General features: G+C 54.5%; 11 protein-coding genes. 9 read left to right on the top strand and 2 right to left on the bottom strand.

Annotated features, from left to right (window positions below; translation table 11 throughout):
* The first annotated feature begins 28 nt into the window (after positions 1-28).
* On the top strand, positions 29-2,152 hold the full coding sequence (malQ, locus tag BQ8011_RS05800; protein ID WP_072455588.1) for a 4-alpha-glucanotransferase: 2,124 nt from the start codon (positions 29-31) through the stop codon (positions 2,150-2,152).
* Between the two features lie 6 nt (positions 2,153-2,158).
* Here malQ and BQ8011_RS05805 read toward each other — a convergent pair whose 3' ends face one another.
* Positions 2,159-2,635 (bottom strand): PTS sugar transporter subunit IIA, encoded by a 477-nt coding sequence (locus BQ8011_RS05805; RefSeq protein ID WP_072455590.1) that lies wholly within the window; start codon positions 2,633-2,635, stop codon positions 2,159-2,161.
* Positions 2,632-2,862, bottom strand: a complete 231-nt coding sequence (locus BQ8011_RS05810) for a PTS sugar transporter subunit IIB (RefSeq protein WP_072455592.1) — start codon at positions 2,860-2,862, stop codon at positions 2,632-2,634. Before BQ8011_RS05810 ends, BQ8011_RS05805 begins: the two co-directional genes overlap by 4 nt.
* 123 nt (positions 2,863-2,985) lie before the next feature.
* Here BQ8011_RS05810 and BQ8011_RS05815 point away from each other — a divergent pair, with 123 nt between their 5' ends.
* From BQ8011_RS05815 to BQ8011_RS05850, 8 genes are all read left to right on the top strand, one after another.
* Positions 2,986-3,993, top strand: a complete 1,008-nt coding sequence (locus BQ8011_RS05815; protein ID WP_072455594.1) for a glycosyltransferase family 2 protein — start codon at positions 2,986-2,988, stop codon at positions 3,991-3,993.
* 81 nt (positions 3,994-4,074) lie between these two features.
* Positions 4,075-6,465, top strand: coding sequence for a TIGR03773 family transporter-associated surface protein (locus BQ8011_RS05820; RefSeq protein ID WP_231945278.1), 2,391 nt, complete (start codon positions 4,075-4,077; stop codon positions 6,463-6,465).
* Entirely contained in the window at positions 6,462-8,087 is a 1,626-nt protein-coding gene (locus BQ8011_RS05825; protein ID WP_231945279.1) for an anchored repeat ABC transporter, substrate-binding protein, read from the top strand. The genes BQ8011_RS05820 and BQ8011_RS05825 overlap by 4 nt, the downstream gene beginning before the upstream one ends.
* A gap of 8 nt (positions 8,088-8,095) precedes the next feature.
* Complete coding sequence (locus tag BQ8011_RS05830; RefSeq protein WP_106406427.1) at positions 8,096-9,052, top strand: choice-of-anchor M domain-containing protein; 957 nt, start codon at positions 8,096-8,098, stop codon at positions 9,050-9,052.
* A complete protein-coding gene (locus BQ8011_RS05835; protein WP_072455597.1) occupies positions 9,052-9,807 on the top strand; it encodes an anchored repeat-type ABC transporter ATP-binding subunit in 756 nt (251 codons plus the stop codon). Before BQ8011_RS05830 ends, BQ8011_RS05835 begins: the two co-directional genes overlap by 1 nt.
* Entirely contained in the window at positions 9,808-10,647 is an 840-nt protein-coding gene (locus tag BQ8011_RS05840; RefSeq protein WP_072455599.1) for an anchored repeat-type ABC transporter permease subunit, read from the top strand.
* Between the two features lie 69 nt (positions 10,648-10,716).
* Positions 10,717-12,261, top strand: coding sequence for a sodium-dependent transporter (locus BQ8011_RS05845; RefSeq protein ID WP_072455601.1), 1,545 nt, complete (start codon positions 10,717-10,719; stop codon positions 12,259-12,261).
* A complete protein-coding gene (locus BQ8011_RS05850) occupies positions 12,258-12,410 on the top strand; it encodes a methionine/alanine import family NSS transporter small subunit (RefSeq protein ID WP_072455603.1) in 153 nt (50 codons plus the stop codon). The genes BQ8011_RS05845 and BQ8011_RS05850 overlap by 4 nt, the downstream gene beginning before the upstream one ends.
* The last annotated feature ends 8 nt before the right edge of the window (positions 12,411-12,418 follow it).

Genomic DNA, 12,418 nt, shown 5'->3' on the forward strand with positions numbered 1-12,418 from the left:
AAAGCAGCTGTATTTCAGAGAGGACCTCATGGCAAACCAGTCGGTAACAGAGAAACTACGTGAACTTGCCGAGACCGTGGGGGTCTCTACCGGTTTCTGGGATTGGTACGGCAACTGGAAGCATGTTGAAGATGCCTCCCTAATCGCCGTTTTGAATTCTTTGGGTTTCTCTCTTTCTTTTGATCCCTCTGAGGCGGAAATTAATGAGGCGTTCCGCCACAACGAAGACTTGGCATGGTCTGCGCCGCTTCCTCCGACAACCGTGTGTCGTCAGGGCAATGAGGCGGAAATTCCTGTCCACGTTCCTCACGGAACGGGTGTGTGGTGCCACGTTGAGACTGAAGACGGGCAGCGCCATGAACTTGAGCAGCTTGATCGCCCGATCCCGCCGCGAATGGTCGACGATAACTTGGTCGGTCGCGCGACCTTTAAGATTCCCAATTGGTTGCCCCAAGGATGGCACCGGATTGTTGCGCGTCATGAAGATGGCAGCGAGTGCTCCTCGACCTTGATCGTTGTTCCGCAAAGGCTTTCTTGCCGTCTCGATGATGGCCATAAGCGTTGGGGCGTTGCGGCTCAGCTGTACTCCACGCGTTCGAGTGGCTCGTGGGGAATGGGTGATACCCAGGATCTGGCTGATTTGGCCGCGATTGTTGCGCGCAATGGCGCAAACTTCTTGCAGGTGAACCCCCTGCATGCACCCCAGCCGTGTTTCCCCCAAGAGACCTCGCCCTACCTTCCGGTTTCGCGCCGTTGGGCAAGCCCTCTTTACATCCGTCCCGAGGCCATCGATGAGTATGCCTGCATGGATGGAAAGGAACGCGGAGTTATTACGCGCTATGCGCATGCCTCGCGATCTCAGGAAGACATCGTTGACCGTGATCTTTCATGGAAATCCAAGCTCAAGGCCTTGCGTAAGATTTTTGAGCTTCCTCGCTCCATCAGTCGCCAGGCGCAATTCGAACATTTCTGCGCAGAGGGCGGTGAATCCTTAGAGGATTTTGCTCTCTGGTCTGCTCTGGTTTTTGAAAATGGGGATATTGAGCTTCCCGAGCGTTTCGCATCAATCAATGCGCCCGAAGTCGAGCAGGCGCGCCAGCGCTTGGCTGGAGAAATTGAGTTTTGGCAGTGGTGTCAGTGGATTGTGTTCGATCAGCTGATCCGTGCACAGGAAAGTGCGCATCGCTTAGGTATGGATATGGGTATCATGTCCGACCTTGCAGTGGGAGTGCACTCTTTGGGCTCAGAGATTTGGTCGATGCCCGAGATTTTCGCCCCGGGAATGAGCGTTGGTGCGCCTCCGGATATGTATTCGCAGCAGGGACAGAATTGGTCGCAGCCGCCGTGGTCTCCGCGAGGCCTTGCCCAGGCCGGCTACGCGCCTCTTCGTGACATGTTGCGTTCCGTCCTTTCCTATTCGGGTGCGGTTCGCATCGACCATATTCTTGGTTTGTTCCGTCTGTGGTGGATTCCCGAGGGCATGGAAGCCAGTGCAGGCGCCTACGTTTCCTATGACCACGAGGCCATGGTCGGGATTGTTCTTCTCGAAGCGCAGCGCGCGGGCGCAGTAGTCATTGGTGAAGACCTAGGAACGGTTGAACCTTGGGTTCGCGGTTACTTGAATGATCGTGGCATCTTAGGCACGTCAGTTCTTTGGTTTGAAAAAGAAGGAAGCGGATGGCCATTGTGGCCTGACCGCTATCGTCGTTCCTGCCTTGCTGCAGTAACGACGCACGATCTTCCGCCGACCTTGGGATACCTCGAGGGGGTTCACACTCAACTCCGAAATCGTTTGGGCTTGCTTGTTGAGGACCTGGACCAGGTGCTCGAGGCTGACCGCGTTGAACGAGAGCGCATGGAGTCTCGCCTGAAAGAAGGCGGCTTCATTCACAGTGAAAACCCCAGCGAGGAAGACCTTGTTTTGGGCTTCCACGCTTACTTGGCGGCTTCCCCGGCACTGTTGCTTGCAGTTTCGCTTGTCGATGCGGTTGGAGAGAAGGCGCCGCAGAACTTGCCCGGAACCTCAGATCAATATCCGAACTGGTGTATCCCTCTTCACGGCAGTGATGGAGAAGAAGCACGCATCGAAGATCTTGCGGGGTCGACGAAAGTGCAGGCCTTCCTCTCGAAGGTGAATCGATATGTGCGCTAAGTGAACTTAGCTGTCTTTTGATGCCCGGTGCACTCGTGCGCCGGGCATCAGTGTTGTAATCGGTGAACTATCTGCAGGGATGTTCTCGAGATAGGTCGTGGGTGGGCGCAAGACAACAACAATGACGTCAAGCGGGTAGTTCGCCTCACGGGCTGGCGCAGTGTCCCACGCGATCATCGGGTCACCCGCACTGACCTTCTCCCCAAGGCCGCGCATGCTTGTAAAGCCTTCACCCCCAAGCTTCACGGTGTCAATACCCAGGTGGACAAGAATCTGCTGTCCGTCCGCGCGTGTAATTGCACAGGCATGAGGAAGTAAGTGAGTGAGGATGCCATCCGTAGGAGCACTCACCTTCAAATGGCGCTCGTCTCCTGGTGAGACGGCAAAACCGGGACCCATGATCTCCTCAGCGAAAACAGGGTCTGCGAGCGTATTGAGATGTCGAAGCGTCCCGGAAATGGGGGAGTGGAGTTCGAAACTCACTTGAGCGAAGCGATTTCCTCAGCGATTTCCTCTGCTTGCGGTCCCATGACGATCTGGGCGTGGGATCCCACCACGACGACACCGAAGGCACCGGCTTCGCGAAGTGCGGCCTCGTCGATCTTTGAATCATCCTTGAAATCAACGCGAATGCGGGTGATGCAATGCTGAAGATCGGTGATATTATCCCAACCGCCAAGTGCGTTCAGGATGGTTTCTGCTTGGCTCATGATGCCTCCCCATTGCGATTTAGCCCTTAGGCCAAGGATAACGCGAAAATGCTCCTGTGTTCAGGGAATTACGTCAGAATTTTGGGTGAATAGACTAGTATTCAAGGCGTGGAACCAGACATTTTGTTGACAGTCGTGATCCCGGCCTACAACGCACAGGACTACATTGATCGAGCAGTGACTTCAGTGCGTGGCTTCGATGAAGTTGAGGTACTCATCGTTGATGATGGCTCTGCTGATAAAACCGCCGAGATCTCTGACGAATGGGCTTCTCGTGACCCGGAGCATATCCGTGTCATCCATCAGGAGAATGCTGGCCATGGTGGCGCTGTTAATGCTGGCATTGCTTCGGCGCGTGGGCGTTACCTCAAAATCCTCGATGCAGATGACTGGTTGGATCGTTTGGCGTTGAAACGTGCCCTTGAGCGCTTAGAGCTTCGCGAAGCTCAGGGCGAGCCCTTGGATCTTTTGGTTGCCAATTACGTGTATGAGAAGCAAGGCAAGAGTCATAAAGCAGTCATCCGCTACGGAAATGTGATGCCCAGGGATCGCGTCATCTCATGGGATCAGATTCGCCGTTGCCGGTACGACCAGTATCTGATGATGCATGCCTTAATCTTGCGGACAGATTTGGTTCGTCGCTCTGGTCTGGTGCTTCCTGAGCACACCTTCTATGTTGATTTCATTTACTCTTTTGTTCCGGTTATTGGTGTCCGCGCTTTTGAGTATCTCGATGTTGATCTTTACCGCTATTTCATCGGGCGTGATGATCAATCGGTCAACGAGCAGGTCATGATTTCGCGTGTGGATCAGTTGCTGCGGGTGAATGCGGCGATGGTTGGTGCCATTCCAGCTCCTGATGAGGTTCCGCCTCATCTGTACCGCTATCTTGTCCACTATCTGCGTATCAACTGTGTCATCTGTACAGTGATGCTTTTACGCTCGGGAACTAAGGAGAACCTTGCCCGTAAGGATGAGCTCTGGGCGCAGCTTCAAATGAAGAAGCCGGAAGCCTATGACGCAGTACGCAAGGATCTGCTTGGGCGCCTGATTGCGATGCGCTCAAAGCCGGGACGTGCGGTGATTATGGCTGGTTATCACATTTCTCAGTGGGTGTTGGGATTTAACTAGGTTCAGGCGGTCCATTTGACTTGAGGCGTGACCACCCTCTTTAATGGGAATGAGAACGATTATCATTCTAGAGAGTTGGTCATGTCATCATTGTGCCGCAGGACAACACGTGCCCTGTTTTCGCTATTGATCACTATTGCAGTGATGAGTGCGTGGATTCTTCTTCCAGCCCCGACTCGCGCGGAGGCTCTTTCTTCCTCCAAAGACGAGCACCTTTTAAGCGATAGTCTTCAAGTTTCGACCTGCCTTGGGGATAACAATGAGACGCTGACGTCTTTGTGTACCGCTGGAGAAAAGGGCGAAGAGTTACCCCTTCATGATGGCGCACTTCGGCTTCGAACGACCCCGGTTACTCGTGATGCTGATCGCGAAATTGATGGGGGCTATGAACTCTCTGTTAATTTCAACTCTTCTGTGTTTGCACCGGATTCGCGGTATTCCGTTGAATTAAGCGCACGAGCAGGTGCTGCAGATCTGGAAAAAATTGCACCGCACTCACTTAGCCTTGAATCCCTGGGGCATCTCGGTCGTGGAAGTGCGTTTGAAGAAGAGATCGACGGCGCTGACGAATTCTTTCGGGGATTTGTTCTCGAGGCCAGGGGAGAAGACTTCGCAGCCGGCCCCTTGCATGCACGCTTTGCTGAGCTTGGTATTCGCTCGCTGCGTCTTCGCCTTCAGGAAGTAATCCCGGAGCAGGAGCCTCGTCTCATCGCCGAGGCCGAGTTTAGCGCGAGCATTGAAGCTCCCCAGGCCCAGACGCAAAAGTCCACACAGAGCACTGAATTCTCGTCCCCGAAGAGCACTCAAGAGCAAGAATCCGTACAAAGTGGGGGAGCCCCGCTCCCAGAGGCAAGAGAGGCACGCGAAGCTTCGGTGGCCTCGTCGATTAGTGCGCACACCCAAGCGCTTCCTCGCGCAAACTTTGGCGAGCGCCGTCTCACTCTTGACCACGGACACATCGACCTCTTCTACATGACGCTCGATCAATCGGGGCATCCTCTTCTCAAAATCATGGAAGACGTCACCGGATCTGGAGTTCAACACGAAGCAGAAGACATCCGCCTTGTCGTTCCTTCCTCGGCACTCAAGCATTCTCTTCCCCACGATATTGTTGCTGGGGGAAGTGGGTATTTCCTTCCGCAAACTCAAGATCCAACTCTTCCGTGGCCCGGGTGGGATGTTCTTTCTCTTGCTCCCGCGGGCTTCGAGCGCGTTGAATTTGACGTTTCCTACACAAATTCCAATGGCGGACGCATTTCGCTGTGGACCGAAGACTTTGCCCAGGGGCGTATGTCGCGACTGCGTTCCGGAGGCTACGAATTAGATCCAAACGGGTCAACAATCGTCCAAGATTACCTTTCGCACACTCACGCGAACTGGGCCTTCTCTCAAGCGGGAAGCTATGAGCTGAACGTTCAAGCACGTGCCTATCGAAACGATGGTTCCTTTGAAACGACGCGTAGTACTCACTATCTCATTGAGGTTGGCGCTGCACCGGGTGTGGCGCCCCAGAGCTCGGAGGTCGACAGCGGCGCAGTCCTTCCCCCTGCAGTTGATGCGGGGAGAACAGGTGAAGAAGAATCACTCACGCGTGATGCACCCCAGCGCGTAGGTAGTGAGCGTTGTATTCCCACGCGGATTACTCGCGAAGCGAACGAGGATGAGATTTCGCGAATCCGCAGCGCTAGCGAGACTCCAAACCAAGCAGTAACGACCCTGAACGTTCAGGTTGGTAGCGAAGGCGGAATTACCGACGGTCACTTCGATCTGGGACCGGCCATTGAAAATGGGCAATTGGTTGCGCGAATTAAGGACGACCGAGCTGTACCTGCAGTGTGGAAAGACCCCGCATCAATGACCTTTGCACTGGGGGAGAGGGCCAAGATTAAGGCGCCTGAAGCGCTCAGCTATGCCGCGAGTGTGGGACAAGACGTGTGGATGATTCCCGCTACCCAGATTCGAGGGGTCCCGTGGCTCGGAATGAACTCGCAACGCGAAGAAATCGTGACTGAAACCAGCGGGCAAGTCCGTTTCTCTCTTCTCGATGTTCAAGGCCCTGGAAATGTCGCAGTTTTTGAATCGGGAAGCTTGGGTGCAGGAATCGGCACTCACGTTTTCGACGGCGCAGGAACGAGCTATACTCTGCCTGCGAATACTCATGCCCACCAGAATTGGGTCTTTACTGAGCCAGGCTCCTATCAGCTCACGATCGCCATGAATGTCACGCCTCGCGGTGAGGACCTGCGTGGAAGCGGGAGTGGAACAGCTGGATCTTTGATCGCTGCCGGTGGAACCGGAGAACACGGGCGCCCGATGGTTTACGCAATCGTCGGCCGCACGGCCTCGGGACAGCCCTGCACTCTGGCATCAACGGGCGCGGGCAGCGTGGAGCTTGCCCCGATGATCCTCGCGGCCCTGCTGATCGGATGCGGATGCATTGTCACCTCAACGCATATGCGGGTGAGACAGTGAAATTTGCACGCCTCGTATCAGCTATTGCTACGTGCGTTCTTGCTGGCGCAGTTGGAGGCTGCGCGCCGCATAGCGATGCTTCGTCGCACCGTCTGAGCATCGTTGCAACAACGGGTATCTTGGCTGATTTTGCACGAAATGTGGGCGGGGATTACGTCGATGTTCATCAACTCATTCCCAACGGTGCAGATCCGCATTCCTGGGAACTGAGTCTCAGGGGAATCCGCGATATTGCTTACGCGGATATTGCGGTCACGAACTACCTGATGTTGGAGGATCATTCGGTGATCCGCGCGCTCGATGCGAATCTTCCCAAGGATGCTCTCTCCCTGTCCCTTGCAGAAGAAAGCGCAAAGTTTGGCGGCACCTTGATCCCCCTTGTAGAAGATCGCTCCCTTGATACCCCGTGGCTTGGAATGCGAGTTTACGGTGATGGAAGCCAGATTGGGGCAAAGCGGTCGTCTCAGGTTGAACTTTCTGTCACTGGTATTGAGGGGCCGGGGCAGGCGTGTGCCTACATCACGACAAGTTTTGGAAGTCCAGAGATTGCCTTTGCCTCTCGAGACGGTTTTGATGGCGGTAATCATTGGACAACGGATACTTCGATTCTGCCCGTTGGCGCACACCAGCACATGAGTTGGGTTTTTACTCAGCCCGGTATCTACACGCTGCATCTGCGAGCGCGCGTGCGCGTGACCCCTGACGCCGAGCCCATCGAGCTTCCTCCCTCACACGTGACCTTCGCCGTGGGGATCGATTCAGAAGAAGTTGCCCGCGAACGTGGACTATTTCTTCTCCGACGAGGCCACAGTGACATTACCGTGGACCTGAAGTCAGGCGCATTAACCCTGATGGTTGACCGAGAAAAAGACGGTGGAGTACCTGAGGGCGCACCACTACGTGAAAATGCGGAGGAGAGCAACGGCTTACCTGCAACTCTTGCGTCTTTGAATATCGAGCGAGTGCTGATTGATGTTCCATCACGGACTTTGCGTGAGATTCCCAAAGGCCGGGGATGGGAGTTTATCGGCTCGGGTGATGGGCAGGCCTATGTCCTGCCCCAGGCTGTGCTTGGCAAACATGTCCACGGTGACATTGATCCACATGCGTGGCATGACATTCATAACGCGCAGGCCTATGTGCGAGTTATTGAGAATGCACTATCAACGCGCGACCCGGAGCATAGTGCGCAATACGCAGCCAACGCCTCGGCCTATATCGCGAAACTCGATGAGACTGACCGTGAGGTTTCGCAGACGATCGCGGGCATTAATCCGCTCGATCGAAAGCTAGTCACTACACACGATGCCTATGCCTATCTTGCGCGCGCCTATGACTTTGAAATCGCTGGTTACCTGAGTGCTCAGGACGGGAGCGAGGCTTCAATTGCAGATCGTAAACGCATCGCTGAAACCTTGAAGAACATGAAAATCTCCGCGGTTTTCTTGGAACCGCAAAAGCGCAACCGTCACCCAGTGATCGCACAAGTTGCGGAAGAAAACGGCGTTCAGGTCTGCGGGCTGTATGGCGACACTTTGGATGCGGACGCCTCGACGTATATCGACATGATGAAAGCGAATGCTCGCTCACTGTCGCGGTGTTTAGGAAAGGATCACACATGATGAAGAGGATGAATACCAGAAATATAGCGCTGGGGCTATCAGCGCTCTTTGTCAGTATTGCTGTGAGCGCCAGCGTCGTACTGCCAGCGGCAGCGGATGATCCTCTCACTCAGCACGTTGATTCCTCAGAACAAGTGGTGCGCGAAGAAGCCACAATTGAACGTGGTCACGTTGACTTGGGGCCAAAGATTGTTGATTCGAAACCTGAGATTCTGGCACGTGATGACTCAGGAGAAACACCGATTTGGCGTCCTTTGGACACTCTTGTATTTCGCGTGAGCGAGTCGGGTAAGCTTCAGGTTCCCTCAGATCCCAGCTATTCATTCCTGCACGCACACGAGGGAGAGTCCTACTGGGTCATTCCGCAAACTCAGAACCCTAGGGTTGTTTGGCTAGGATGGAACACTCAAGACCCCGAACTCATTAAGGTCATGGGCAGTGGAGCAACGATGACCCTGGGGAATCTTCAGGGTCCAGGCCAAGCATGGCTTTTCCTGCAAGACGGGGCTTTTGGCGCGCCAACAGTCCTGTATGACTCTTCTACTTCCTCCCAATCAGACATCTGGGTCGAGGCAAATACACATGTCCACGCAAATTGGGCGTTTTCTGCTCCGGGTGCTTACGCGCTCAGCGTGCGCTGGTGCTTTGGAGACAAAGAGGCACCGCAATGCGTGTCAGACACACTTAGGTTTGTCGTTGGCGATGAGGTAAATGTCGAAGAAGCCCGCGCGCTCACGCCAAGCGCGCTCGCGGCCTCGTCGAAAGAAGGGACGCATACTTCCAAGCCGCAGGTAGTGCGTGAACAAGGCGGAAATAGCGAGTATCTGATCTATGGAGCGATCTGTTTGGCCTTGGGTGTGATTGCCTTTATCGTCGTTGCACATCGGACAAAGAAGTCTCGAAAGCAGATTGAAGAAGCGCGCGAGGAAGTTCGCCGTGACTTCGGGTCGGAGGACGGCGCCTGATGGACGATGAGAACCTTGTGACGGCCCTTGACATTTGCGATCTTGATGTTTCCTACCCTGGGCGCGAGGTACTGAAATCGGTTTCGCTCACTGTTGCTCCCGGAGAGTTTTGCGCGCTCATTGGTCCCAATGGTGCCGGAAAAACGACTCTTTTACGCGCAATTCTTGGCGCGATCCCCTCTCGCTCGAGGCACGTTACCTCAATGGGGGCGCCGCTGCAGCCCCGAGCAGTCGGCTACGTTCCGCAGCGTCATGAGTTTGCATGGGATTTCCCGATAACGATCCGCCAAGCTGTCCTCAGTGCGCTTGCCCGCCGGATTGGATGGGGGCGTAGAGCTCGTATTGATGATCATCGCGCGGTTGAAGAAGCGCTGCATCAGGTTGGTTTGGCACAGCTGGGAGAGCGAGTCATCGGTGAGCTATCGGGTGGTCAGCGTCAGCGTGTTCTGGTCGCGAGGGCTCTTGCTCTGCGTCCAAAGCTGCTATTGCTGGATGAACCCTTTACCGGCCTCGATATGCCCACCCAAGAAAGCCTGATTGATGTTTTTCAAGGGCTTGCACGCAGCGGTTGTGCCATTGTCATGACAACCCACGACATTCTTGGGGCAATCGATGCTTGCGACCGGCTTTTCCTACTGAATTCGACGGTTATTGCCTCTGGAAAACCGGAGGAGATTCAAGATCCCGAGGTGTGGATGCGCACCTTTGATATTCGTCCCTCGAATCCCTTGCTGAAAGTCCTCGGGGTGATGTGAGTGCTGAGCATTATCGATTTTCTGAAGGACTTAATGAACCCCTCCTTGGCGTTCTTGCCGCGTGCCATTCTTGTCACCTGCGTTGCTGCTTGCGTATGCGCAGTTGTTGGCTGTCATGTTGTCCTGCGCGGGATGTCTTTCATTGGAGATGCCGTCGCTCACTCGGTTTTCCCCGGGCTTGCTATCGCCTTTGTATGCTCGGGATCGCTGGTGCTGGGCGGAACGCTTGCAGGCGTTGGAACTGCTGTGCTCGTTGCGCTTCTTTCCCAAAATAGGCGTTTGAAGGAAGACTCAATTATTGGTGTGCTCTTCGTTGGGGCTTTTGGTTTGGGATTGGTCATCATTTCCTGGGCACCGGGATATGCGGGGTCCCTTCAAGATTTCCTCTTTGGCTCGCTGACGGGTATCCCAGCTTCCGAAGTGCCTTTTGTTCTCATTGCATCAGCGCTGATCGTGGGAGTCTTTGCGTTCTTTCACAAGGAGATCGTTGCGGTCAGTCTTGACCGGGAAAGCGCGCGAGTCGCGGGGCTGCCAGTCATGGCTCTAGATCTGCTGGTCTACGTTAGCGTCGCTGGAGCAGTCGTGATTTCTGTTCAGATCATCGGCAATATTCTGGTCCTTGCGCTTTTGATTACCCCGGCTGCCAGTGCACGTTTGCTGATGAACTCTTTACATTCGATGATGTGGGGAGCCATCGCTATTGGTGTCCTCAGTTCGATCGTCGGAATCTACGTGTCGTGGTCCTTGGACCTGCCTGCGGGTGCTTCTATTGTTTGCGTGGTAACCGCGGTTTTCGCTGTTTGTTCGGGATATCGAGCTATTCGTGTTCGTTTCGCATGATGGAATGAAATTGCCCGGAGCATGAGACGTTACTAGGTTTGGCCCTGTATAAGGGAAGGAAACGTCTACATGAGCACAGCAGCACCAACTGCAAAACGACGCACGCGCGATACGTGGACCAGCCAAACTGGTTTCTTATTGGCAGCAATCGGTTCCGCGATTGGTTTGGGTAATATCTGGCGATTCCCAGGTGTTGCCTACACTAACGGTGGTGGAGCATTCCTTGTTCCTTACCTCGTTGCCTTGCTGTTTGCCGGTATCCCGATCCTGTGGCTTGAATACGCTGTGGGCCACAAGTTCCGTGGAACTCCTCCGTGGGCATTCCGTCGGATGAGCGCCAAGGGTGAATTCCTTGGCTGGTTCTGTGTCTTCATTTGCTTCGTCATCATCACCTACTACGCGGCTGTTGTTGCGTGGTCGAGTAGCTACGTTGTTTATTCGATTAACGAGGCCTGGGGAAACGATTCGAAGACCTTCTTCCTTTCGTCCTTCCTTGGAACCGTAGGATCCGATGAATTCTCGTGGACGCCGGTCCTAGCTGTTTCTGTGCCGCTCCTCCTTGTGTGGGTGTGCATCCTGCTGATTGTCTCCTTCGGTGTCTCCAAGGGTGTTGAGAAGGCGAACAAGGTCTTCCTTCCCTTGCTTGTGTTCCTCTTCTTGGCACTCGTTGTGCGCGCACTTTTCCTTCCTGGTGCGCTTGAAGGACTCAACGCTTTCTTCACGCCGAATTGGAGTGCGTTGACTGACTCCAAGGTATGGATTGAAGCATTTGCGCAAATCTTCTTCTCACTGTCTGTCGGCTTTGGCATCATGCTGACCTACGCCTCGTACCTCAAGAAGAACTCGAACGTGACCGGCACTGCTCTTGTTGCGGGATTTGCGAATTCTTCCTTCGAGATTCTTGCAGGTATCGGCGTCTTCTCGGCCCTTGGCTTCATGGCTCACACGCAAGGAGTTGCAGTTTCTGAACTTCAGGGATTGAGGGGTCCGATCCTGTCCTTCGTAACCTTCCCGAAGATCATTTCCATGATGCCCGGTGGGCCTCTCTTCGGGGTGCTTTTCTTCTCCTCGCTTGTCTTGGCGGGTATCACCTCCTTGCTTTCGCTGCTTCAGGTTGTTTCTGGCGCGCTTCAGGATAAGTTTGCGATGCAGCCGATTAAGGCCTCGCTCGTCATGGGAATCCCGGCAACGGTGATTTCACTGGCCTTGTTTGGCACCCGTTCGGGACTCAACACACTCGATATCGTCGACAACTTCATCAACAACGTCGGAGTCGTTGGTTGCGCGGTCGCAATGACGCTGTTCACTGCATTGGTTCGCCCGCGTCTGGCGGGATTGCGCAAACACCTCAATTCGGTTTCTGCCCCGTCGATCCCGCCCGCTTGGGATTTTCTGGTTGGAATTGTTATTCCCGCAGTTCTCGCATTCATGCTCATTTCTTCACTGATTACGAGCTTGCGAGAGGGATACGACGAATACGCGACCTACTTAGTGACGATCTTCGGATGGGGATCGGTGGCATTCGCCCTCATCGCCTCTGCGATTCTCACGCTTGTTCCCTGGTCGCATCCTCAGCGCACCTCGACAACCACCACTGATCAGGAGATGGCATGAACGCCGCTGCTATTATCATGATGCTCGTCACCGTGCTTTTGGTATGGGGAGGGCTTGTTGCTTCACTCGTGATGCTTCGACTCCTGCCGACTCCTGGCGAGGACGAAGCTGAAACGACTGCTCCTATTACGGAGCCCAACTCGCGATAAGGGGATAG

Origin of the sequence: Actinomyces marseillensis, from assembly GCF_900155605.1 — a bacterium.
Lineage (GTDB): Bacteria > Actinomycetota > Actinomycetes > Actinomycetales > Actinomycetaceae > Pauljensenia > Pauljensenia marseillensis.

Excerpts from the sequence above, each read along its gene's own strand:
- malQ (WP_072455588.1), top strand. The coding sequence starts at position 29 with ATGGCAAACCAGTCGGTAACAGAGAAACTACGTGAACTTGCCGAGACC.
- BQ8011_RS05810 (WP_072455592.1), bottom strand. The coding sequence starts at position 2,862 with ATGAGCCAAGCAGAAACCATCCTGAACGCACTTGGCGGTTGGGATAAT.
- BQ8011_RS05820 (WP_231945278.1), top strand. The coding sequence starts at position 4,075 with ATGTCATCATTGTGCCGCAGGACAACACGTGCCCTGTTTTCGCTATTG.
- BQ8011_RS05830 (WP_106406427.1), top strand. The coding sequence starts at position 8,096 with ATGAATACCAGAAATATAGCGCTGGGGCTATCAGCGCTCTTTGTCAGT.
- BQ8011_RS05835 (WP_072455597.1), top strand. The coding sequence starts at position 9,052 with ATGGACGATGAGAACCTTGTGACGGCCCTTGACATTTGCGATCTTGAT.
- BQ8011_RS05845 (WP_072455601.1), top strand. The coding sequence starts at position 10,717 with ATGAGCACAGCAGCACCAACTGCAAAACGACGCACGCGCGATACGTGG.
- BQ8011_RS05850 (WP_072455603.1), top strand. The coding sequence starts at position 12,258 with ATGAACGCCGCTGCTATTATCATGATGCTCGTCACCGTGCTTTTGGTA.